The sequence below is a fragment of the Sphingobacterium sp. GW821-FHT03E03 genome, assembly GCF_059420745.1.
This window is the reverse complement of sequence record NZ_JBWKUH010000030.1, coordinates 13,747-36,435: the sequence shown is the minus strand read 5'-3', so window position 1 is coordinate 36,435 and position 22,689 is coordinate 13,747. Positions and strand designations below refer to the sequence as shown.

The window sequence follows — 22,689 nt, the reverse complement described above, 5'->3', positions numbered from 1 at the left end:
CTAAATATTACTATACCAACGTGACAGATATTTCTTGTCCATTTTTATGGTGGATATCATGTTTTAAATACAAGTTGTGTTAAGAAATTTTGAAATCTGCTACTTTGCTCATATAAAAGGAATATCGATAATTACAAGAATAGATTTACAAATATTAAATTGTAGCACACGAATATTAGTATTCGCACTAATTTGAGAAACCAGATATTGATATTTGTGTTGTATGTATGGGGTATCGTCCGAAGTCATTCTTCTTTCGAAGAAAATTACCATTTCATGGTTCCCTTTCTATATTAGCTATATATGTATAAAATTAATATCATTTGTTTTACCACTTTATTTTTCCTTTTTTCTAGCTACAGTAATGCTCAGATAGAGAATAAGGCAATAGACACAGATGTACCTTCGAGCGATAAGGGATTAGTGTTCTCCAAAGGAAATAAAATTAATCTTATAGCTTTGCCATTTGGATATTCAGATATTTCAAAACAAGGGAGCATTGACGCCATTCTGTCTACCATACAGAATGAAAAGAAATTGAAAGAACTTCATGCTTTAAACTTTGAAAAAGTAATCAAAAAAGATCTGATGTTACTTCCCGAAGAATATGATGTTTTTCTGCCATTTAGTGAGAATGTAAATGAGAAATATGATAGTGTTAAAATTGCATCTAATTTTCTGGGTTATGGAGCGCATTCATTGTACTTTGTAGCTGTATATAATACTGTCCGTTATGCCGAGCCGTTTATTGAACAAGTGTACTTAATTTCAACGAAGGACAGTAAACTTATTGATATGAAAAGAATATATCTTCATCATGAGGGGGAAATGGGATTTGCACACCATACCTTATTTAACATCGCTGAAAATTATATAATTTCCATACAAGATTATGAATTTAGCGAAGGTCCCCTAATATTAAGACCTTTACGTAAATACCAGATTCTTCCTTCCGGGAAATTTTCTAGATATTATGATAATAATGGCTTCTATAAAAATGATGAGGAGCAAGGGATGGTGAAAAACCATAAGAAAGAAGGCAAATGGATAGAGTTTAAATCAAATTTCCATATTGATTTACAACGGTATTCAGAATTTACCGATCCTTATACTTACTTGGAAGCGGAGTATAAAAATGGTTCTCCCGTTGGAACATGGAAGTTTTATAAATTACTGCAAAAATACAATGAAGAAACAGGAAGACCTATAGTAAATACTAGGAAAAAAGGACAGTTAATTTATACCGAAATATATAACGAAGGAATAGTGGAAAAACGGGAGTTTCGGTTCTAAGAAACCAATTTAACAGATTGGTCTTTCATTTAGGGTTCATTACCAGCTCCTACAGTATCTATTTAGGCCATGCTAAAATATGAGAAACCTTCCAAAATGTATCAATGATCATAGATGTTAGCTTATTTAAGTTAATCCTTGAAATCTGCTGAGCTAAGCATTTTAATTTCGTAATTTTAGGAGATGAATATTAAAATCCACTTAAACTTTCTATAAATTGAAATATGCGTTATTAACATGAGCAAAATTCTAAGAGATCAGTTTCAGAAGATTATTGCTATCCAGCCTGAAGAATTTGATTACATATTAGGTCACTTTATATATAAAAAATTTAAAAAACATCAGTTTTTAGTACAAGATGGCCAACATGTTACTTTCGATTATTTTTTGCTTTCAGGTTGCGTGAAATCTTACTATTGTGATGAAAATGGAAAGATGCATATTTTACTTTTTGCATTAAAAGATTGGTGGATTACCGATTATGAAGCCTATTACTACCAGAAAAATGCGATTGTCAATATTGATTGCTTAGAAGATACCGAAGTACTGTGCCTGAGTAATGATAATAGAGAAAAACTATGTCGTGAGTTCCATCAGATCGAACATTTCTTTCGAAAGAAAACCAATCGTAGGAATGTTGCCTTGCAGAATCGGATCCTTTCTTTGTTGAGTAGTAGTGCAAAACAGCGTTATGAAAAATTTCTATTAGAGTATCCATCGCTTGTACAGAAACTACCAAAGCACATTTTAGCATCTTATCTTGGCGTTAGCCGGGAAACCCTTAGCCGACTTTATTCCACAAAATAATTTTGATCTATATCACATTTTTTTTGTGCGGTAGATCCTTTTATAGTAGTATAAATAGCGTGAATTTTACATTGTAAAATATTAAAAATGTAAACAATGTGGAATGACACAAAACTTACTCGGTTACTAGGCATTGATTTGCCTATTGTTCAAGGACCTTTCGGGGGAAAAATATCATCTACGGATCTCGCTGCTATCGTGTCCAACAGTGGAGGGTTAGGATCTTATGGTTGTCAACCTTTTTATGCAAATGAAATTATTGCAATTTCAGAAGAAATTAGGGAAAAGACCAACAAGCCTTTCAATCTCAATCTTTGGGTAAAAAGTCAGGATGATAATATTGGGGATTTTAATGAACTTATCCTTCGGGAGGTAACTCAACTATTTCAACCCTATTTTAATGAAGCAGGAATAGAGCCCCCCCCCGTTTCCACTCCATGATAGTCCGTCTTTTGAGAATCAAATTGAAGCTATTTTCGCAATAAGACCAGCAGTATTTAGTTTCGTTTATGGCATACCCACAGTAGATATTTTAGAAAAATGCCGCCAATTGAATATCAAAACTGTAGGGGCAGCTACCACATTGGATGAAGCTATTGCCATTGAAAATTCGGGAATTGATGCCGTAGTCGCTACAGGCTTTGATGCCGGTGGGCATCGAGTCTCATTTCTAAATAAAGCTGAGGAAAGCCTCATAGGTACATTTTCCTTGATCCCTCAGATCGCCGATCATGTCAGGATTCCAGTTATAGCTGCAGGTGGTATCGCTGATTATCGAGGCGTAAGAGCCGCTTTTTCACTGGGTGCAGATGCTGTCCAGATTGGGACAGCATTTTTGGCTACCTAAGAATCAGGTGCAAGTCAAACCTATCGGCAGAAATTATTCTCAGTTGAGGCACGATATACCACGCTAACCAAAATATTTACCGGAAGACTATCGCGAGCAATCAAAAATAGATTGACAGAAGAATTGAAGGATTATCAGGAACAATTGGCTCCGTACCCTTTTCAGGGCAAGATCGTGGGAAAACTTGGTGCATATCCCGCAAATACAGAGTCTGATCCCGAACTGAAATCATTTTGGTCAGGGCAGGCCGCATCAATTTTAAAGTTCCATCGGGCCAAAGATTTAATTGAGAATATCATTACTGAAATGGCAACATTCGAATAAAAAAGTAAATTATCCGAAATTATCGCATAGCCTTAGTTATACCAATCATGACTCCAAAGTCTCCATCATTTTATACCCAGTTTTTCTCAGGAAGATAGGCTCTGGAAACAAAACCATCTAGGTATAATGCATTTTTGCATCCTGATTCCTTAAAAAATCGTGCAAGATTATAAAAACTGATCTCTTCTTTGGGCAGGACAAAGAGGAGATCCCCATTTCCCAAAATGCCCACACCATTCCTTATATTCAGATTTTTAGAGTCTTTTTGAAAAATGGGATTTATTTCTCCGTTCATAAGTAGCATCGGTCCAGATTGAGTAGCATACCTGATTTCCGTGCTCTGTCTGAATTTTTGAGTTTTAACAATTACTGTCTGATTATTTGTCTTCAGGTAGAATATTCCATTTCGAGGAAGGTAGGAGTTTCCGTTGCCTTTTAATGTATCAATTGATTTTAGCATTTTAAAGTTTTCGATATAAAGACCTTTCGGGGGAATTGTCGGGCTCAAACGTTCCACCATTCATGGCAAACAATAATGTTTCGTTCCTAGCTTCAACTTGTTTCTTCAGCCGAACAATACTTCTTAGAATAGTATGATCATTATTTTTCCAATACAATTTTACATTTCCTTTATCAGGGCTTACTTGATAAATTACAAACTGATCTTCATTTTTTATTTTTTCTTTACGGGATAACATGAATAGGAGAAGGAGTGAGAGGATAAAACTGGTTATAATTTTCATGTGCTTTGCTCGGAACATTCTATTGACTGAATTAAGATACGAAAGATTATATAACAAAATATTGCCAAAAATAGTGCTTTCTATAAGGATTTGAAGGAGAGGTGCTTACTATTTATGTCAATAGAATCTATTAGATATCAGAACTTTTAAAACAGCTTTTCATATTGATAAAGTTCCATCAATTGAAATATAGGTTGTTGCATTCATTAATAATAATGTTCCAGAATATGAAGTAGAAGAAAGTAAGGCAGAATTTCAATATCCTGCCTTTTTTCTTTAAGTCTTTATTAATCACATTCCTTATGATCGATGACCACAGATGTTTTGTATAAATCGAAATAATTCCATCCCACTAATACTATCGTAACGACATAATAGAATTGAGTGAGCTAGATGAGTTTCCTTATACGATGAGCTCTAACAATTAGAAAGTTGAGAGCTTATTTTAGTATATACATCTCTGATTTTAGAAAGCCATATTTCAACGATCTCAGGAGTGGCACGATCGGCTTTATCAAAGAAGAAATGCTCTTTGACCTGAAATCCACAATAGGTGTAGATACCTTTATCGGATGTCAGTAGTAATGCCTTATCCATACCTATAGTGCTATACTCTTCATTGGATTTTCCATGCGTATTGAGAATTATCGCTTGTTTTCCAGTTAATAGTCCTTTTTGTATACCCTGATCATAACGATAGGCAAATCCATAACTAAATACCCTGTCAATGTATCCTTTCATAATCGCCGGCATACCGGTCCACCAGATTGGGTAGATAAAGGTGAGTATATCTGCCCAAGAAATATATTCCTGCTCTTTTTTAATAAGTTCATTGACAATGCCTTTTCGTTGACCTGTCATATCTTCCAGAGACAGCACAGGGTCAAATCCGAGCGTGTAAAGATCTCTGACGATTACATCCTGTTTTTGTTGTTCTAGAATTTTTTCAATAGCTTGTTTAAACTGACCATTCAGACTTTCCTGATTTGGATGGGCATAAATAATAAGATGTTTCATAGCGTTACTTTATTTGATTGAACAGTACAATTTAAAATAGGGCAAATCAGGAAAATTGTAAGAAAACGAAAATAGCTATTTGCTGGTAGCTTGACAGATATCCTGCTGGAACTTTAGGTAGTTCTTAGGCGAAAGATTAATAAAATGTTTAAAGTCGTGAATAAGCTGGCTTTGATCATAATAGCCGCATTTATCGATAATTTCAAACCAGTTTACCTTTTCATTGGAAAAATCTATCTGTTGAATCAATTCAATCGCTTTAAAGAAACGATTATAACGGATGATCTCCTTGGCGCTGAAACCAAAATGCTTTTTATGAATCAATTGAATGTTTCTTTCACTTTGCCGTACTTTTTCTGCAATAGACTTGATTGGATTTATTGTATCTGATTTGAAACTAGCTAATAGATTAGACGTTACATTTTGAAAGTTGAGATAAGGCTGGCAGAAATTGAGAATATGAGCCACCTTTTCCTGTACACCATCTATACTATTCAATTGTGCCCATAGACTAGTAAAACAATTTTCTTCCATTGCTTCATCGGGATGAATCGGCAAATGATTAGATAAAAATGCTTTGCCAAAAAAACGGTAGAATGAATCATCTTTGAAATTGAGAACCAATATGTTGGAGTTTGGAGGGATACCGTATTCAAATGCGGACTTAATAGGTCCCAAAACAATACATTTTCCAACTTTGATTTTCGTTTTTTGCTTGGAAATCAAAAATGCAGGCTCTCCGAAATTAAAAACCATGATGGTTTGGAAAGATGGTAAAAGTGTTTTGGTTATTGTTGTTTCAGTTCTATTTTCCGCAAAATAAAAATGTGAGAATACTGTTTCAAACTCTTGAGGAGAGGGAATTCTGTAATCATAATATGTTAGTTTACTGGATTTCATTTTTAAGCTTACAATTTAAGAAAAAACATTCATAAGCTAGATATAAGATCATTTCTATCTTACAGTCTTTCACATTTACAATACTAAAACATAGCTTTTTATAGCGAGTAACTGTTTCTTTTCCATACTTTTGACTTATAGAAATTAATAGTTCAAGTTTATGAAATCGACAACTACAATAATAGCATATGTTTTTGTAATCATGTTGTTGATTTCTTGTACAAGAAATCAATCTAGAAGCACCTCAAACGAGGATGATACTAATTTAGCTAAAATTGATTCTACAGCGATCGACGGTCGAATACCTAAGCCTAAGTCTATCAGGAAACAGGTTGTGCAAAAATATATAGATACATTGCATATTCCGTCAAAATATGTAATAGTGATTCCGTTGGAAATTAATAAGAAAAAGATAGATATCCGATTGTTACTCGCAAGATCCGAAGATTTGTTACGAGGGAAAAATTATACCATTGCTGAAATAGAAGCGGGTACAAATATCTTTTTACCGAAGTCTGCTTACAGATGTATTGAAGGAACTATTGAACTTCAGCATTGGCAAACTATAAATAGCGATTCATATTATTATACCTATGGTTATTATAAGGATAAAGAATTTAAAGAAAATGAGTTTGTAAGTAGAAAAAGAATGACTTTTCGTAAAGGAGATTATAATTTTATAACAATAATAGATATGGATAATGATGGATATGAAGACCTTCTTATTCTGGATCTAGCAAGCTCCAGGAGAGATAATGATATTTACCAATTTTACAAGTGGTCTGAAAAAGAAAGTAAATTTATATTTATCCCAGATTTTTTTGATAAAGCGGCTTTCTATGGATGGGACAAAACAGGAAAATATCTAATAACGGGTGTAAGTGACAGCAGAGAAAGAAAACTCTATAAAAATAAAATCGTTCGGGGCAAACTTAAGACCATTGATCAATGTATAGAATATGCTGTATCAGATAAACAATGTTGGTAAATATATATGTCATTCACCTTTAGTCTGTGCTGATAATATTGGGCGAAGCTATGCTGCCCAAATCGACAACAAAATTATCAGCATATGTTCTTCACAGAAATTCAGTGAAATGGCTCGGTAATGATATCCACCCAACTTTGAACGAGGAGGAACTCTTTGCATTTATAGAAAAGGAGTTTTTAAATAGAGAATTGAGTTTAATCATTGAATAGATCTGAAAATAGAATAAGCATGCAAAAACTGTTTACACTACTGTTGATAACAGTATTTATTTTCTTGGGTTGCGACAGCAAAACGGAAAAGAAAACGACAAAAATACCGCTAATAACAAAAAGCATTAGAGATGATGGCGCTCTTATAGAAAAAGACAAAGAAATTTTCAATTATGATCTAGACTTATTGGCACAGCTTCCTCTAAGGGATCTTCCGATAATAGACAGTACTACTTTCGACAATGTTGAAAAATATGGAGTATATGACACTGGTTTTCTGAAACGCATAAAGTTTGATCCTGGATGTAACGATGCAACAGATTTCAGGTTAAAATACAAAATACCTTTCTCTGAAAATTTTACTTCCATTGTGGTTAGCTATCAGTGCGGTGAGCACGAGCTCTTCACAACATTGATTACAGTAGATAAAAAATACAAAATCATCGATAAACTTCAAATTTCTTATGACGAAATAGCAGAATCTGCATTTGGTAAAAGGAGCCAAATTGAAAAAGATAAAATAGTCATAACGAGCTCAAATTGGATGAATGAAGAGCCCATTTTTGAAACAGAAACATATGCTTTACTAAAAAATGGCAAGTTTAAAAAAATGTAACTGCAATATACGAATATGATAATAGTATTTTACAAGAAAGCATACAAGGATGATTTGGATGTTTTTAAAAGATTATAAAATTGGAACAATATTACCCTGGGGAGGAAGAATGGGCAATATTTTCCACGCTGTATAGGTCTATGCCCCAGCTAGCGGGATTAATGGAATTGAAAAATAAATTTCTTGACGAGTCTTTAGCCTATCTTATAGTAGGATTTCTGATCTGATGGACAACACAGACCTGGGTACTACACTCAGGAAAAACACTCCGTATAGTAGCGGAGAAACCATTGAGATTATCAGTCGCTGTAATCAGCATATCCTCTACGCCCCGGGATTTCAGGTCTGTCAGGATTCCCATCCAAAAACTGGCACTTTCATTTTTGCCCAGCCACATACCCAGAACTTCTTTATAGCTATCCCTGTTCAGGCCCACAGCAAGATAAATGGTCTTATTGACCACTTTGGAGTTCTCCCTGACCTTAAAAACAATGCCATCCATCCAGACAATCAGATATACGTTGTCCAGCGGGCGGTTTTGTCAGGCGATCACATCATCCACGACACGGTCGGTAATCCGGGAAATCGTCAATTCAGAAAGGTCAAATCCATACACATCCCGCATCATATTTTCTATATCCGAAACACTCATGCCTTTGGCATACAGCGAAACGATCACGTTCTCCACTCCGTCAATCATGTTCTTGCGTTTGGGAACGATGATGGGATTGAATGTGCCATCGCGATCCCGGGGAACCTGAATTTCCAGATCTCCCTGATCGCCACGGACCTTTTTGCTCGTATATCCGTTGCGTGAATTACCCTGACCACTGTGCTCATGCTTTTCATAGCCAAGGTGGCCGTCCATTTCTCCTTCAAGCATTTGCGATACTGCACGTGCCTGTAACTCGCGGAAAAACGATTGCAGCTCCAAGCCGTCCTTAAAACTCTTTAAGAACTCCTTGTCGTTTAATAGTGAATCCTTGTCAATCATACTCTTATAAAGTTAAGTAAATAAAAAATGCGAAGTCCTTTCCAACTCCGCATTTTTATAACTTACACACTTTATGAGACAATGTCCTTCGCTACTCTCCATTCCAATTTATTGGATTCATATAGCAATCCAATATTCTGTAAACTTTTATAGTATCATCTTCTGATATATATCTTTTTGCGTCTTCCAAAGAGTCAAATTCTATATACATATCGTAGTCATCTTTTGAAAATAATTGAAACTCAATTGTGTAAGTGCCTTTTTCTATTCGAAGGGCGTCTGTCTCTTTTTTGTTAGCAGCGATAAGTAATTGCGTATTAGCTTCCAGTAGTTCAAAATTACCTTCTAATACAGAAGAATACCTTTTTAGTAGGTTTGCAATTTCCGTCAGATAAAATGTGTTAAGCTCCTGGCCATATTTATGGTATTGAGAGAATTCATTTTCAAAATATTTTGTATCAGAATTTTCCTCTATAGTGTCATATATTTCATCTAATCTTTTATTGTACCTTTTTATATTTTCGTTTTCAAGCTCGAGATTATCAATGTAATAGTTGTTTATTTTTGCCCAAATTGGGGTAGATACAATTGCTTCAAACCAAATATCAATCATTATATCATCTTTATGAGCCTCATAATGCATTTCATAAGCAATTTGGCGTTCTTCAAAATCCGAGAAACCATATTTTTTTTGCAAGAAGGAAAAAATAAGTTTGATACTTTCAATAATATCTGTGTAAAAATTAGTTTCTTCCATGGGTTTATATTTCTTACTAAACTAGGATATAATCACGATATACTTTTAGATTTCTTACAGGACTTATGATTGGCAATATGCAAACGGTTAATGAGAGAAAAATAGTGAATTATCGGATCAACTACTGCTTCAATCGAATGAAGTTTCATTCTCTTAAAGCCATACTTGACGACCTCAGCGATAGCTTCAGTGACATAACCCCGTCCCTGGAAGTTTGGAAGTAACATATAGCCAATTTCTGCCCTATAATGCTCAGGTTTAATATGATAATAACCTATAGTTCCAATCATTTTAGGATCATCTTTTAATGTGATTATCCAGTTAATCATTTCATTTGCAGCAATTTTTTCATCTGTCAATTTGAGAAACTCTATCAATTTAATCCCATTGCCTGCAATGGTTTTGAAGTTAATAAACCAGATTGATAAAGGAAAAAATATCTAACTCCTTAAATTAAATTCCCTATATGAACTCAAACAATTAAAGACCAGCCGTATCAAAAAATAAGTTATGGGAACTAGCAATTGCGTTGAAAAAATGTGACTTTGCACTAAAAGGATTTGTATTCAAATTTTGCATTCAAATAAAGTGGTGATGTATCATACAAATAAAGTAAATTAGTAAAGATATAATCAGGAAGATTTTTAATCATTGAATAATAATAAAATACAAACAACGCTTGGCGCACCAGCAAAATTTAATGAAAAGAAAATGCATAATCATAGGAGTTTCATTACGGATTGATAGGTAGTGTGGTTTTCTTGACGGGATATAAGGTGAACTCGAAAAGCAGGTCAAAACAAACAAGATGAATAGAATTAATAAAAATTTTTACCGTTATCTTATATCTATTTTAATTACAGTCCCAATGAGCGTACTCTCTCAAAATGTTGAAAATAAAAACAATTATACTTATCAAGTTAGAGAAGAAAAGGGGGACTTAAATCACGATGGTAAAATGGACAAAATAACTGTGAAAATGGATACTGTTGATGAAACAAGGCCGTTGAGGTTACAAGTTTTCCTGTCTCAGCCTAATGGAAAGCTAACTTTGGCTGTATCGTCCGATAAAATCATCGAACCGCAATTTCCTACTGAAAACCATGGAAAATTTAATGGCTTTCAAATTCCGAATTTCTTTATAGAAAAAGGAGTTTTAAAAATGTGGAGTGAAATTAAGGGAGGAAACATTACTTACCACTTCAAATATAACAAGGGCAATTTTGAATTGATTTATGTTGATAAACTCACAAGCGACACAACTAAGGGCTATATTGACGAAAACACCATATTCACAGAAACAAAATTTAACCTGATTACGGGGATTCGAATCGAATCCGATGAAAAATTAGGTTCAGCCGAAGTACCGAAAGTAAGAAAAAAAAGAGTTTTGATACGACCTTTACCCAGAATACAGGATTTTAAGTTTTCTGATAAAGACCGATATTAATTATTGTCGATTGAATATTGCATTTGGAAATCATTGTACAGTCAATCTGAACAAAATTGAAAAAAGAAGTAACAAAGATAAAATAAAAGGAATTGCTGCTAGAATGACAATATAAAGGTGTAAATTCGTGTATCACCAATAATAAATTTAAGGATATGATATATTTAGGAATTCTAATCTTTTTCGGACTTATTACCTTATTTGCTTCCTTTTATACTGTAAAACAAGAATCTGCAGCTGTGGTAGAAAGGTTAGGTAAATTTTTGAAAGTAAGCCACGCCGGTTTGCATTTAAAAATTCCGTTTTTTGATCAAATCTCCAAACGCCTGAATCTTAGAATAAAGCAATTGGATGTCATTATCGACACCAAAACGTTGGATAATGTTTTCGTAAAGATGAAAGTTTCTGTTCAGTATCAGGTGATCAGAGAGAATGTAAGAGACGCTTATTATCGTCTAGAAAATCCTGAGAATCAGATTACGTCTTATGTTTTTGATGTTGTGCGTGCTGAAGTTCCAAAAACAAAATTAGATGACGTTTTTGTAAGAAAAGATGATATTGCCATTGCCGTAAAAAGTGAATTGCAGGAAGCGATGCAAAGTTATGGTTACGATATTATCAAAGCTTTAGTGACAGATATCGATCCTGATGAACAGGTAAAACACGCCATGAACAGAATCAACGCTGCCGAACGTGAAAAGACTGCTGCAGAATATGAATCCGAAGCGCAAAGAATCCGAATTGTTGCTGTTGCAAAAGCTGAAGCAGAATCTAAAAAGCTTCAAGGACAAGGTATTGCAGACCAGAGAAGGGAGATTGCAAGAGGACTGGAAGAATCTGTGAAAATGCTCAATGCGGCTAATATCAACGCTCAGGAAGCCTCTGCTTTAATTGTGGTTACTCAACATTATGACACGCTGAATGCTATTGGAGCCAATAGCAGAAGCAATTTGGTTTTACTTCCGAACTCGCCGACGGCTGCAAGCTCCATGCTAAATGATTTGGTTGTCTCCATGGCAGCAACACAAAAAATAGACGAATATAATAAAAATCAATCACCTGAACTTCCAAAAAATAGAGGTCAGCAGAAATAGAAACTTAAAAGAACTGTATCTGTTTGTTGCATCCTTTCGTTATGATTAATTGATGGGAGTGTAACACGAACTGTGTCATAGGATTAAATTTTAAAAATCTCTTTCCAGTATGAGCCTATCCCCAAATCTAATATAAAGTTGGGATATGGTCAAGCCCCAGTTATGCATTTGCATCGTCCTTTTTTTTGCGATATCCTTTATGATCAGATACATCAATTTCATTAGTGCCTATTCAGAGCTGAAAGCTCCTTTAGATTATTCATTAGAGTTTATTCTTAAGGCATTCATGAGCTCGCTTCGCTCGGTTTAATGATTTTTCGTATCTGACGATGCATTCCCTCGATCGAATTTGTCGTGTATATAATTTTGCGAACCTGTTCCTCGTACTGAAAGAAAGTGGAAAGATTGGTCCAGTTATCCAACCAGGATTTGGCGGCAAGTGGATATTTCTTACTCCATTTTTCCTCGAAAGACAGCAGGTTTTCATAGCCCATTTCTATGGAAAAATAGTGGATATATTTAATTTTTCCTGATCAATTCTAATTTACGCGATTTTTCCCAAAAACCATTTTCATCGAGAATTTTTAAATAGCTGTTCGCTGGTTCGTTAGCATGATAATATTTATCCAGTTGATCGGTTAATGCTGTGAGAAAGTCAAAAAAAACTGAAAAGTCTTCCTTTGAGTTGTAAAAACTGCCACCATATTCAAAGTCGGACTTGTTGGTTCGTAACTAGAGTGGAGTCCCTATCAAATTTAAATAAATTGTGCAAGTCTGTAGAAGATATTGATGAAGAAAGATTCAAAATTGATATGAAGTCTTTATTAGATTAATTACAATTTATTTACGCAGAGATGCAGATCCTGTTACTTATCGACGTTCAGTTACATAACAATATTTATTCCCCTTTTTTATGCAATTAACAATGCAAGATATGTATATAAAAATCTATCTCTATAAAACTTTTCCCTGTAAGGACTTGTTCTCTATATAGTTACCAAATGGTAAAAGGAGTAGGGCGTTAATTTACAGACAAGAAGGGCTGATGAAATCAGAAGATGTTTAAACCAATTTAGCGAGGGATTGGTACTGTAGCTTAAAAAAACAAAACATATGAGGGCAATCTGGAATGGAGCAATAGGTTTTGGGTTGGTGAATATACCGATCAAACTATACTCGGCTAGTGAATCGAGTACTTTGGATTTGGATATGCTGGACAAAAAAGATTTCAGCAATATCAAATACAAAAGGGTAAATGAAAATACCAATAAAGAAGTAGCCTGGGAAAATATAGTAAAAGGCTACAAAATAGAAGACAAATATATTGTACTGGAGGATGCCGATTTTGAGGCTGTAAGCCCTGAAAAATCTAAAATCTTAAGTATTATTCAGTTTGTAAAGGAAGATGAAGTGGACCCTGCACTTTTCGAAACACCTTATTTTCTGGAGCCTCAAAAAAATGGCGAAGCGGCCTATAGACTATTACTGGAAGCACTACAGAAAACCAAAATGGCAGGAATAGGTTCATTCATTTTAAGAGAAAGGGAGATCCTGTGTATGATTCGCCCTTACGAAAATAAAGTTCTGATGGTGAACAGAATGCGGTATCCTGAAGAAATGAGAAATTATAGTGAGTTGAAAATTCCATCAGGAAAAGCGCCAAAACCCGAAGAACTGAAAATGGCAGAAACCTTAATTAAATCATTAGCCGAGACTTTTGATCCTTCAAAGTACAGAGACACCTACAATGAGGATCTGCTGAAAATTATAAAACAGAAAGCAAAGGGTAAAAACGTAAAACCTAAGGAAACCAAAGAACCCGCAGGAAAAGCGACGGATCTTATGGCAATGCTGAAAGCAAGTCTCGAGTCTGGAAAAAGAAAAGTAGGGTAGATTAAAAGACTGGTCATTAATCCTTGTAGAAACTCTAATTTATTCATGATGCCATTAGAAGAATATCATAAAAAGAGAGATTTTAAGACAACTTCCGAACCGGAAGGCAAACAGAACGAAAGTACCACAAAATTAAAATTTGTGGTTCAACGTCATGCCGCAACACGTCTGCATTACGATTTCCGGTTGGAAATGGAAGGAGTTCTTAAAAGCTGGGCCGTTCCAAAAGGTCCTTCCCTTAATCCATCAGACAAGAGATTGGCAATGATGGTGGAAGATCATCCCTATGAATATAGAAGATTTGAAGGAAGTATTCCCCAAGGAAATTACGGTGCCGGAGAAGTTGAAATTTGGGATGAAGGAACTTATGAACCATTAGAAAAAATAACTGGAAAAACTGACGATCTGATCATGCGTGCTGAACTGCATAAACAATCTTTAAAAGTTATTTTACATGGTAAGAAGCTGAAAGGTGAGTTCGCGCTGGTAAAAATAAAAAACACCGCAGAAGAGAATGCATGGCTGCTCATTAAGCATAAAGACAAGTATTCTGTTTCCGAAGATTATGATGCCGAAGAGCATATTTCAAAAAATTCTAAAGTCACAGCTTATCTTCAGAAGAAGACCAGCAAAAAAAAAAATGAAACTGCCGAAAGTCTGAAGCATTATAAAAATTATGCGCAGTCACTTTCCCAGGAAAAGAAATTACCCGGTTTCATCAGACCCATGTTATGTAAAACAAGCGATATACCTTTCGATGACAAAGACTGGGCTTTTGAAATAAAATGGGATGGATACAGGGCTATAGCGGATCTGCGAAATGAAGTTATTCAGTTATATTCCAGAAACGGACTAGATTTTTCAATATCCTTTAAAAAAATTGCTGATTCACTCAAAATTCAAAAACATGAGATGGTACTCGATGGTGAAATCGTTGCCTATGATGATAAAGGAAAGCCCAATTTCCAATGGTTGCAGCGGATTGGGGAACAAAACATAGATTTGGTGCTAATATATCAGGTTTTCGATCTGTTATCGTTGAACGGGCATTCGACTGAAAATCTTTCTTATTTGCAACGGAAAGAATTATTAAAAGAAGCCTTAGCAGAAAACGAAATTATCCAGTATCACGACCATATCCTTGAAAAGGGGAAAGATTTTTTTCAAGCTGCTGAAGATATGGGGTTGGAGGGTATTATTGCTAAAAAACTGGACAGTACATATAAAGAGAATACCAGAAGTTCGGAGTGGCTGAAAATAAAAATTCATAAAAGCGACGAAGCGTTGATCTGCGGATTTACGGAACCTAAGGGGGCTAGAAAGCAATTTGGATCACTTATTTTAGGAAAGTATTTGGAGGATGAGCTGGTTTTTTGTGGACATAGCGGAACTGGATTTACGGATAAACTCCTCCGAGAGTTATACCAGAAAATGCAACAACTGAGGGTGAAAGAATCGGCATTTAAAGTAACACCCAAGACTAATTCCAGAGCAACCTGGCTTAGACCTGAGATGGTCGCCGAGATCAAGTTTACCGAGCTTACAAAGGATCATATTTACCGGCATCCTGTTTTTTTAAGATTAAGAGAAGACATTGATCCACTAGAGGTTAAATTTACGACAGACGTACCTGATAAAAAAACTAAAATGGAATCTAAAATACCGAGAAAAGCCCCTGAAAAAGATCAAGTGAAGAAGATTGGCAAGCAGCAGGTGCTCCTTACCAATCAGAAAAAGCTATATTTTCCCGAAGATAGAGTTAGCAAGGGAGATATTGTTGATTATTATCAGCGTATTTCTAAGTTTATTCTGCCCCATCTTAGAAACCGTCCCCAGTCACTCAATCGTTTTCCGAATGGCATTGGAGGATTAAGTTTTTATCAGAAAGATGCGGATGAACATACACCTAATTGGGTGACATTAGAGAAAGTATATTCTGAAACTAATGATAAATACCTCGATTATATTATTTGTAATGATAAAGAAACATTGGCATACCTCAACAATTTAGGGTGTATTGAGCTTAATGTGTGGACCAGCCGTGTACAAAAAGCTGAATTTCCCGATTATCTGGTCCTCGATCTTGACCCCTCCGAAAAAAATACATTTGAGGACGTCATAGAAGCGGCTCTAGTTGTGAAAGAAGTGTTGGATAGAATAGGTATTGTAGGATATCCAAAAACTTCAGGAAGCTCCGGTATTCATGTCTATATACCTATGGGAGGGAAATATACCTATGACCAGGTGAAGGGTTTTGGACATATACTCATGCAATTGGTTCAGGAGAAACTTCCTGAGCTTACCACATTAGAAAGAAGCCTTCAAAAAAGGGACAAAAAGAAAATCTATCTGGATTATCTACAGAATAGAAGAGCGCAGACCTTGGCGAGTGTGTACAGTATACGCCCAAAACCCGGTGCACCTGTTTCTGCTCCTTTAGAATGGGCTGAAGTTAAAAAAGGTCTTCGCCCAACTGATTTCAATATCTTCAATATGGCCGAACGTTTAAAAGACAAAGGAGACTTGTTCAAACCTGTATTAGGAAAAGGCATAGACCTTTTAAAAGCACTATCCAAATTTGAAAATCAATCATATTTGTAGATTTCATTGATAATTCCAAATATCGATTTTTTTATAATGCTACAACTAAAAGTGAAAAAAGTGAAGTTTATAATTTAATAAAATCTACTTTTCTATAAAATGTAAAAGTGAGCATAATTTTAGGCATTCTTTTTTACAACCTCGATCATATGATCAATATCAAAAGGCTTTTCAATAAAGTCATCAGCTTTACATTCCTTAGCAGTTCTAGGAAGATCATTGGATGTGGAGGTTAATACAGCAGATAATTCTTCGGTTTCAGGATCATTTTTTAATTCTTCAATCACTTTCGATCCTTTTTTATTTCCCTTGATATTGTCATCAACTATAACAAGGTCAGGATCAATATCGTCAATCCTGTCAATTGGCTCAGTTGTCAATGACGCAACAGTATCGAAACCCTCGTCTTCCAAAATTTCATCCATTACATTCAGAATGTCTTTGTCATCCTGAATAAGTACAATTTTCTTTTTCATTGTGCTCTAATTTCGAGACAAATATATGAAAATGAAAGGTTAAAATTTTAAAAGAAATTTGTATAAAAAAGAAACTAGGATCCATTCATAATTATGCCTTTTTTCGCAAAATTCAAACGTTTCTAACATAGCATTTGTTTTAAATATGCAATTGCTGCACAAATATTTTTTCACCACGTACAATTAGTCAAATATTTGATTTATCGCATTTTGATTTGCTGTAAGATATATTGTTGTTATTTCATTCTTACACTCATATAGAAGCATTATTTCTTATATATTTTTTGTACGAATTGATAATATATTTTTTCCCATACTAGTATAAACAAGAACAGAATTGGATATGAAAAAAGAAAAGAATCTAAAAACGGCTGAGATTGATCAGCGTTTAGTGGATAATTCTCAACAGATTATGACCACTAACGATGGTGTGCCTATTTCTGACAACAACAATACCTTAAAGGCCGGGGAGAGGGGGCCATCATTGCAGCAGGATCATATTTATTTTGACAAGCTGATGCATTTTGATCGCGAACGTATACCAGAACGTGTCGTTCATGCGCGTGGATCAGGAGCCCGCGGTATTTTCGAAGCCACTGCTGACCTATCCCAATATACAACCGCCGCATTTTTAAAAAAAGGAACAGTAACACCTCTTTTTACAAGATTTTCGACTGTAGCGGGTTTCAAAGGTTCTACCGACCTTGCTAGAGATGTACGAGGTTTCTCTGTTAAATTCTATACCGAAGAAGGTAATTACGATCTCGTGGGGAATAATATTCCAGTTTTTTTTATTCAGGATGCGATGAACTTTCCAGATCTCGTCCACGCTGTAAAGCCAGAACCGAACAGCGAAATGCCACAGGCAGCATCCGCACATGACACCTTTTGGGATTTTATCTCGCTGATGCCCGAATCTGCGCACATGATTATGTGGACTATGTCAGATCGTGCGATACCCAGAAGTTTAAGGATGATGGAAGGTTTTGGCGTACATACATTTAAATTTGTGAATGCCCAAGGAAAAGGCACATTCGTTAAATTTCATTGGAAACCGAGATTAGGTGTACATTCAGTCGCATGGAACGAAGCCCAAAAGATTTCAGGATTTGATGCCGATTTTCATCGAAGGGATCTCTACGAAGCTATTGACAAAGGAGATTTTCCGCAATGGGATCTCGGCGTTCAATTGATTCCTGAAACAGATGAATTGAAATACTCGTTTGACATTCTTGATGCGACCAAGATTATTCCTGAGGAGCTTGTGCCAGTTCAGATTATAGGAACGATGACACTAAATCGCAACCCAGAGAATTTTTTTGCAGAGACCGAACAAGCCGCTTTCGACCCGGGCAGGTTGGTGCCAGGTATAGATGTTTCGGATGATCCGCTTTTACAAGGACGGATATTTTCATACATGGATACCCAAAATTATCGATTAGGTGGGCCAAATTTCCATGAACTTCCTATCAATCGTCCAGTGACTGGTAAACATAATAACCAAAAAGATGGTTTTGCCCGGGCTGAAATCCCTAAAGGTGCTGTGAGTTATTTCCCTAACAGTAAGGCTGTGGGGTGCCCTTATCACGCAATGCTTAATGATGGGGTAGGATTTGAATCCCACAAGCAACCTATTGATGGTTCAAAAGTTAGGGCTCGCTCAGATTCCTTTGCCGATCACTTTACACAAGCAAAACTATTTTTTAATTCACAGAGTCCAGAAGAACAGGACCACATGGTCAATGCCCTGAGTTTTGAGCTTTCGAAAGTGAACGATGTCAATATACGAAAGCGAGAATTGGCTATTTTGAATCAGATAGACCAAAAATTAGCAGAAAATGTTGGTAGAAATCTCGGGCTTACCCCGCCAGAAGAACTTGATCCATTAACCCTCAAATTTGCACGGCAAAACCATCCCAAATATCCTCTAAAACCCGTCAAACCAGAAGTTGAAAAGTCTGCTGCTTTGAGCATGAAGGTAAGAGAAGGAGAGGGTACAATCAAGACCAGAAAGGTTGCTTTCCTTGTTGATAATGGAGCTAGTAAATCCTCTATAGATAAAATGAAAACAGCACTTGAGAGGGAAGGGGCGCAAGCCGTGCTGATTGCATCTCATGTAGGAAAGATCCGGTTCAAGGAAGGAACAGAAGAAGATATCCAGCATTCATATCTTACTGAAGCGTCAGTTTGTTACGATGCATTCTTCACACCAGCAGGTGAATCGGTAAAAACTCTTGCGCAAAATGCCGATTACCTCCATTTTATCAATGAAGGTTACCGACACTGTAAGATCTTGGCATTTGCACAAGGTGCTGAAGAGTTAGCTGAAAGATCATTTATTAAAAAAGACAAAGGTGTTATTTTCGAAAGCAAGGATAATCTAACAACGGATTTTATAGCGATTATGAGAGGCCATCGTGTATGGGAGAGAGAAAAATCAAGAAAAGTACCTTCCTAAAGTAAAAACAAATAGCCCTTCGGAAGAAGGACTATTTGTTTCTAATACATTATGGAATTCGCATGTTGTTTGTCGTTATTTGAAAGAATTAGTATGAAAAAAGTAGCAATTAAAAAAAATCGACCTTTGCAAAAGCAAAAGCGACCGGGATTAGAAATAAATATGACACCAGTTCCTGATACTTCTCCATTAAAGTATCCTAAAGAAGGAAAATTAAAAAATAAGGTAGCGTTAATTACCGGAGGAGATAGCGGCATAGGGAAAGCTGTAGCTTTGTTATTTGCGAAGGAGGGAGCTGATATCGTTGTAGCCTATCTTAGTGAAACAAAAGATGCAAAACAAACTCAAAAAGATGTTGAATCCTTCTCTAGAAAATGCATACTGATTAAAGGTGATTTGGGAAAAGAAAATCACTGTAAAAAAGTAATTAAAATTACGATAAAAACTCATAAGAAAGTTGATATTATCGTTAATAATGCTGGCCTTCATTGGGAAACAGAATCCATTGAAAAAATTACGACCGAATAGCTATTAAAGACTTTTCAGAATAATTTCTTTTCCTATTTCTGGATTACGAAGTATGCCATACCCTATCTTAAGAAGGGGGCAAGTATAATTAACACATCCTCGGTGACTGCTTATCGAGGCAGTCCAAAGTTGATAGATTATTCTGCAACAAAAGGGGCAATAATTTCTTTCACTCGAAGTTTGTCAGCAAATCTTATAGCTAAAGGAATTAGGGTAAACGCTGTTGCCCCAGGTCCGATATGGACTCCATTAATAGCATCTTCATTTGACCCCAAAAAGAACTCCGAATTCGGAAGTGACTCTCCAATGAGAAGGGCAGGAATGCCAAATGAAATAGCACCAAGCTTTCTATTTCTAGCTAGCAAAGATTCACATTTTATGAGCGGTCAAGTTTTGCACCCTAATGGTGGAGAAATCGTAAACGGTTAGATAGGCTTATAACAATCGTCGTCAAAATACTTGCCAACATCCACACAGGAAAAAATGTAAGTGATTTTAAAAAATCTGATAAACTAGTCGTTCAAAATCCACATATCAATGTAAGTAGGGATAATACCCAGAGGCATAGTGAGGATCGAAAAATGTCATTTTATCCCCTACGAAGTAACAGAGGGGGATACTAATAGACTTGGAGCAATTCCAAACTGCTTTTTAAAGGCAAAGGAAAAATGAGATAGGTTTTCAAATCCTACCTCATAACAAACTTCCTGGGGCTTCTTTTTCTTTTCGGTCAACTGATAATAGGCTAGTTCCAAACGCTTCTGTGTTAACCATCGTTGTGGAGTCATGGTGAAAGCCTTTTTGAAATCACGTTTAAATGTTGTTAGACTTCTGCCTGTCAGATAACCAAACTTTTCAAGTGGAAGATTGAACATAAAATTCTTTTCCATATAATTGGCAAGGTCAATTTTTCCTGGCTCCTCAAAATTAGCTAGAACAAGATCGATCTCCTTGTCTAGGGTTCTAAGAATGCTTATGGCTTCTGTAATTTTAATAGATGCAATATCTGCAGGTATATCCTTCATCTCAAAATAAGGGATGAGTGACGCAAGACAGCTTTCCAGTAACGGATGATTATTGAAGCAAAAGATTCTCGATGATTTTTGCGGTTGGGGTTTTATATTTTTGGCTGCATAATAATTTTTTAATATCTCCCGTGATAAATGCATGACTACCGTTTTATGCGGTTCATCATTCTTAGGATAGTTGATAATAGTGGCCAATTGATTTCTGGGAATCAGAAATATATCACCTTTTCCAAAGATATAGGAGGCGTCAGCTTGCACAATCTTGGTTTCACCTGAAAGAAACCATACCAGCATATGTTGGTCAAACATTATGTCCGACTTGAAAAATTTGTCTTCATAACTGGAGAGCTTTATGTCTTCGGTGATATAGCGGGCTTGGTATTCCATGATTTTGTTTTTTTTAAAAAGGAAATCAATACTATAAAGATAAAAATAACATCATTTATTTTGTTCAAAAAGATGCTTCTGGATTAAATCTGATACCTGTCATTTCCTCAGTAAGTTTCCATAATTTTTTTGCAAGGCTTTCATCCAATGAGTATGGGTTTACACCTTTTTGATATCCACTATCTGATGATAATTCAGCAATATCTCCATCTTCACAATATATACCACCAATATGATTTAATAGTGAGTTCGTTGCACACCATACTGTTGTAGCAGCACCTTGTGGGACAGTCTTTAGTGATGCTGCTATTTCGGGTAACATATTGCCATCAGCATCTACAAATCCCATTTTTTGAAACAGCTCCAATGGAGCTTCCCTGCCTAGCTCTGTCCCAGCAATAGAGCCTGGGTGAACGGCATAAGTTCTGACAAGAGAAGATTGTCCTCGTACATCAAGTTCCATTGAAAAAAGATTGACAGCCGTCTTGGATTGTCCGTATCCCTGCAATGTTTCATATTCTTTATGCAAAAAGTTAGGATCATCAAAATCAAAGGGTGCAAAATGATGACCGTGAGAAGAAATATTAACCACTCGTGCGCCATTGGCTTTCTTTAGTGAAGGCCATAATCTGGAAGTAAGCTGGAATAATGCCAAGTAATTGGTGGCAAGCTGTGATTCTATACCCCGCTCATCTCTACGCAGGGGTACCCACATAATACCGGCATTATTGATCAGTAAATGTAAAGGTCTTCCCGAAGCAATAAAATTTTCAGCGAAGGTATCAATTGATGTTGGTGACATTAAATCCATTGCGGTAATTTCAACGTTGGCTATTCCTTCCAGATTCTTCTCTGCTTTTTTAAGATCTCGTGCGGGTACGATTACTGTAGCTCCTGCTGCTGAGAGAATTTTAGTTGTTTCCAGTCCAATCCCGGTATTTCCACCAGTGACAATTGCTATTTTCCCAGTAAGATCGATGTTTTCGATTACTTCATTCGATGTTGATTTTGCATTGAAGCCTGAAACTATAGGATGTTGTTGAGCTCCCTGATAATTATTTTTTTCCATTTTGAATACATCTAATTATTATTAGTGAGACAAAATTAGAAAGCTTCCATATTTCTTATTTTGTTCAAAAGGCCTATTTAACTTTGTTCAAAAGAGCGAATGGTTTTTCGCATTCTACGCTATATTCCATTCTGATGCCTTAAGTTTGGTTAAGCAACCTTATTAGAAGAGCACTTCCATTCCTTTTGATATTAACCATAAAATTAA

19 protein-coding genes and 4 pseudogenes are annotated in these 22,689 nt (G+C 35.7%); 12 read left to right on the top strand and 11 right to left on the bottom strand.

Annotated features, from left to right (window positions below; translation table 11 throughout):
• Window positions 1-303 precede the first annotated feature (303 nt).
• From AC07UV_RS22450 to AC07UV_RS22435, 4 genes and pseudogenes are all read left to right on the top strand, one after another.
• Complete coding sequence (locus tag AC07UV_RS22450) at window positions 304-1,293, top strand: hypothetical protein (protein WP_495185378.1); 990 nt, start codon at window positions 304-306, stop codon at window positions 1,291-1,293.
• 237 nt (window positions 1,294-1,530) lie between these two features.
• Window positions 1,531-2,100 carry a Crp/Fnr family transcriptional regulator gene (locus AC07UV_RS22445; protein ID WP_495185377.1) on the top strand — a complete coding sequence of 190 codons (570 nt, stop codon included), beginning with the start codon at window positions 1,531-1,533 and terminating at the stop codon, window positions 2,098-2,100.
• 96 nt (window positions 2,101-2,196) lie between these two features.
• Window positions 2,197-2,541, top strand: coding sequence for a nitronate monooxygenase (locus AC07UV_RS22440; protein WP_495185376.1), 345 nt, complete (start codon window positions 2,197-2,199; stop codon window positions 2,539-2,541).
• A gap of 22 nt (window positions 2,542-2,563) precedes the next feature.
• Window positions 2,564-3,271: pseudogene (locus tag AC07UV_RS22435) on the top strand (NAD(P)H-dependent flavin oxidoreductase).
• Between the two features lie 70 nt (window positions 3,272-3,341).
• On the opposite strand, the gene AC07UV_RS22430 reads toward AC07UV_RS22435, so the two are convergent.
• The 4 genes from AC07UV_RS22430 to AC07UV_RS22415 form a co-directional block, all read right to left on the bottom strand.
• On the bottom strand, window positions 3,342-3,731 hold the full coding sequence (locus tag AC07UV_RS22430; RefSeq protein ID WP_495185375.1) for a phosphodiester glycosidase family protein: 390 nt from the start codon (window positions 3,729-3,731) through the stop codon (window positions 3,342-3,344).
• Window position 3,732: 1 nt separating this feature from the next.
• Window positions 3,733-4,014: a hypothetical protein gene (locus tag AC07UV_RS22425; protein WP_495185374.1), complete on the bottom strand. Its 282-nt coding sequence runs from the start codon at window positions 4,012-4,014 to the stop codon at window positions 3,733-3,735.
• A 417-nt stretch (window positions 4,015-4,431) separates the two neighbouring features.
• Window positions 4,432-5,031, bottom strand: a complete 600-nt coding sequence (locus AC07UV_RS22420; protein WP_495185373.1) for an NAD(P)H-dependent oxidoreductase — start codon at window positions 5,029-5,031, stop codon at window positions 4,432-4,434.
• Between the two features lie 75 nt (window positions 5,032-5,106).
• A complete protein-coding gene (locus tag AC07UV_RS22415) occupies window positions 5,107-5,931 on the bottom strand; it encodes a helix-turn-helix domain-containing protein (RefSeq protein WP_495185372.1) in 825 nt (274 codons plus the stop codon).
• A gap of 160 nt (window positions 5,932-6,091) precedes the next feature.
• Between AC07UV_RS22415 and AC07UV_RS22410 the strand changes: the two genes are divergently transcribed.
• Complete coding sequence (locus tag AC07UV_RS22410; RefSeq protein ID WP_282254723.1) at window positions 6,092-6,919, top strand: hypothetical protein; 828 nt, start codon at window positions 6,092-6,094, stop codon at window positions 6,917-6,919.
• A gap of 231 nt (window positions 6,920-7,150) precedes the next feature.
• On the top strand, window positions 7,151-7,747 hold the full coding sequence (locus AC07UV_RS22405) for a hypothetical protein (protein WP_282254722.1): 597 nt from the start codon (window positions 7,151-7,153) through the stop codon (window positions 7,745-7,747).
• Between the two features lie 199 nt (window positions 7,748-7,946).
• On the opposite strand, the pseudogene AC07UV_RS22400 reads toward AC07UV_RS22405, so the two are convergent.
• From AC07UV_RS22400 to AC07UV_RS22390, 3 genes and pseudogenes are all read right to left on the bottom strand, one after another.
• Window positions 7,947-8,741, bottom strand: a pseudogene (locus AC07UV_RS22400) (IS256 family transposase).
• A gap of 91 nt (window positions 8,742-8,832) precedes the next feature.
• Window positions 8,833-9,498, bottom strand: a complete 666-nt coding sequence (locus tag AC07UV_RS22395; protein WP_495185371.1) for a hypothetical protein — start codon at window positions 9,496-9,498, stop codon at window positions 8,833-8,835.
• A 32-nt stretch (window positions 9,499-9,530) separates the two neighbouring features.
• On the bottom strand, window positions 9,531-9,827 hold the full coding sequence (locus tag AC07UV_RS22390; protein WP_495185370.1) for a GNAT family N-acetyltransferase: 297 nt from the start codon (window positions 9,825-9,827) through the stop codon (window positions 9,531-9,533).
• A 479-nt stretch (window positions 9,828-10,306) separates the two neighbouring features.
• Here AC07UV_RS22390 and AC07UV_RS22385 point away from each other — a divergent pair, with 479 nt between their 5' ends.
• On the top strand, window positions 10,307-10,948 hold the full coding sequence (locus AC07UV_RS22385; RefSeq protein ID WP_495185369.1) for a hypothetical protein: 642 nt from the start codon (window positions 10,307-10,309) through the stop codon (window positions 10,946-10,948).
• 155 nt (window positions 10,949-11,103) lie between these two features.
• Window positions 11,104-12,042, top strand: coding sequence for an SPFH domain-containing protein (locus AC07UV_RS22380; RefSeq protein ID WP_495185368.1), 939 nt, complete (start codon window positions 11,104-11,106; stop codon window positions 12,040-12,042).
• Between the two features lie 90 nt (window positions 12,043-12,132).
• On the opposite strand, the pseudogene AC07UV_RS22375 reads toward AC07UV_RS22380, so the two are convergent.
• Window positions 12,133-12,539: pseudogene (locus tag AC07UV_RS22375) on the bottom strand (transposase); the annotation flags it as partial.
• 616 nt (window positions 12,540-13,155) lie between these two features.
• Here AC07UV_RS22375 and ku point away from each other — a divergent pair.
• Window positions 13,156-13,935 carry a non-homologous end joining protein Ku gene (gene ku, locus AC07UV_RS22370; RefSeq protein WP_282254716.1) on the top strand — a complete coding sequence of 260 codons (780 nt, stop codon included), beginning with the start codon at window positions 13,156-13,158 and terminating at the stop codon, window positions 13,933-13,935.
• A gap of 45 nt (window positions 13,936-13,980) precedes the next feature.
• The gene (gene ligD / locus AC07UV_RS22365; protein WP_495185367.1) at window positions 13,981-16,536 is read left to right on the top strand and encodes a DNA ligase D; all 2,556 of its coding nucleotides are present in this window, start codon (window positions 13,981-13,983) and stop codon (window positions 16,534-16,536) included.
• Window positions 16,537-16,655: 119 nt separating this feature from the next.
• Here the strand turns inward: ligD and AC07UV_RS22360 are convergent, their stop codons facing one another.
• The gene (locus AC07UV_RS22360) at window positions 16,656-17,012 is read right to left on the bottom strand and encodes a response regulator (RefSeq protein WP_282254713.1); all 357 of its coding nucleotides are present in this window, start codon (window positions 17,010-17,012) and stop codon (window positions 16,656-16,658) included.
• 343 nt (window positions 17,013-17,355) lie between these two features.
• Here AC07UV_RS22360 and AC07UV_RS22355 point away from each other — a divergent pair, with 343 nt between their 5' ends.
• Both AC07UV_RS22355 and AC07UV_RS22350 read left to right on the top strand, forming a co-directional pair.
• Complete coding sequence (locus AC07UV_RS22355) at window positions 17,356-19,470, top strand: catalase (RefSeq protein WP_495185366.1); 2,115 nt, start codon at window positions 17,356-17,358, stop codon at window positions 19,468-19,470.
• A gap of 51 nt (window positions 19,471-19,521) precedes the next feature.
• Window positions 19,522-20,427, top strand: a pseudogene (locus tag AC07UV_RS22350) (SDR family oxidoreductase).
• Between the two features lie 167 nt (window positions 20,428-20,594).
• Here the strand turns inward: AC07UV_RS22350 and AC07UV_RS22345 are convergent.
• Both AC07UV_RS22345 and AC07UV_RS22340 read right to left on the bottom strand, forming a co-directional pair.
• Window positions 20,595-21,413, bottom strand: a complete 819-nt coding sequence (locus AC07UV_RS22345) for a helix-turn-helix domain-containing protein (protein WP_495185365.1) — start codon at window positions 21,411-21,413, stop codon at window positions 20,595-20,597.
• A gap of 64 nt (window positions 21,414-21,477) precedes the next feature.
• Window positions 21,478-22,482 (bottom strand): SDR family NAD(P)-dependent oxidoreductase, encoded by a 1,005-nt coding sequence (locus AC07UV_RS22340; RefSeq protein WP_495185364.1) that lies wholly within the window; start codon window positions 22,480-22,482, stop codon window positions 21,478-21,480.
• Window positions 22,483-22,689: the final 207 nt, after the last annotated feature.

Excerpts from the sequence above, each read along its gene's own strand:
- AC07UV_RS22360 (WP_282254713.1), bottom strand. The coding sequence starts at position 17,012 with ATGAAAAAGAAAATTGTACTTATTCAGGATGACAAAGACATTCTGAAT.
- AC07UV_RS22355 (WP_495185366.1), top strand. The coding sequence starts at position 17,356 with ATGAAAAAAGAAAAGAATCTAAAAACGGCTGAGATTGATCAGCGTTTA.
- AC07UV_RS22385 (WP_495185369.1), top strand. The coding sequence starts at position 10,307 with ATGAATAGAATTAATAAAAATTTTTACCGTTATCTTATATCTATTTTA.
- AC07UV_RS22395 (WP_495185371.1), bottom strand. The coding sequence starts at position 9,498 with ATGGAAGAAACTAATTTTTACACAGATATTATTGAAAGTATCAAACTT.
- AC07UV_RS22345 (WP_495185365.1), bottom strand. The coding sequence starts at position 21,413 with ATGGAATACCAAGCCCGCTATATCACCGAAGACATAAAGCTCTCCAGT.
- AC07UV_RS22440 (WP_495185376.1), top strand. The coding sequence starts at position 2,197 with ATGTGGAATGACACAAAACTTACTCGGTTACTAGGCATTGATTTGCCT.
- ku (WP_282254716.1), top strand. The coding sequence starts at position 13,156 with ATGAGGGCAATCTGGAATGGAGCAATAGGTTTTGGGTTGGTGAATATA.
- AC07UV_RS22415 (WP_495185372.1), bottom strand. The coding sequence starts at position 5,931 with ATGAAATCCAGTAAACTAACATATTATGATTACAGAATTCCCTCTCCT.
- AC07UV_RS22420 (WP_495185373.1), bottom strand. The coding sequence starts at position 5,031 with ATGAAACATCTTATTATTTATGCCCATCCAAATCAGGAAAGTCTGAAT.
- AC07UV_RS22445 (WP_495185377.1), top strand. The coding sequence starts at position 1,531 with ATGAGCAAAATTCTAAGAGATCAGTTTCAGAAGATTATTGCTATCCAG.
- ligD (WP_495185367.1), top strand. The coding sequence starts at position 13,981 with ATGATGCCATTAGAAGAATATCATAAAAAGAGAGATTTTAAGACAACT.
- AC07UV_RS22380 (WP_495185368.1), top strand. The coding sequence starts at position 11,104 with ATGATATATTTAGGAATTCTAATCTTTTTCGGACTTATTACCTTATTT.
- AC07UV_RS22390 (WP_495185370.1), bottom strand. The coding sequence starts at position 9,827 with ATGATTAACTGGATAATCACATTAAAAGATGATCCTAAAATGATTGGA.
- AC07UV_RS22340 (WP_495185364.1), bottom strand. The coding sequence starts at position 22,482 with ATGGAAAAAAATAATTATCAGGGAGCTCAACAACATCCTATAGTTTCA.
- AC07UV_RS22410 (WP_282254723.1), top strand. The coding sequence starts at position 6,092 with ATGAAATCGACAACTACAATAATAGCATATGTTTTTGTAATCATGTTG.
- AC07UV_RS22405 (WP_282254722.1), top strand. The coding sequence starts at position 7,151 with ATGCAAAAACTGTTTACACTACTGTTGATAACAGTATTTATTTTCTTG.
- AC07UV_RS22425 (WP_495185374.1), bottom strand. The coding sequence starts at position 4,014 with ATGAAAATTATAACCAGTTTTATCCTCTCACTCCTTCTCCTATTCATG.
- AC07UV_RS22450 (WP_495185378.1), top strand. The coding sequence starts at position 304 with ATGTATAAAATTAATATCATTTGTTTTACCACTTTATTTTTCCTTTTT.
- AC07UV_RS22430 (WP_495185375.1), bottom strand. The coding sequence starts at position 3,731 with ATGCTAAAATCAATTGATACATTAAAAGGCAACGGAAACTCCTACCTT.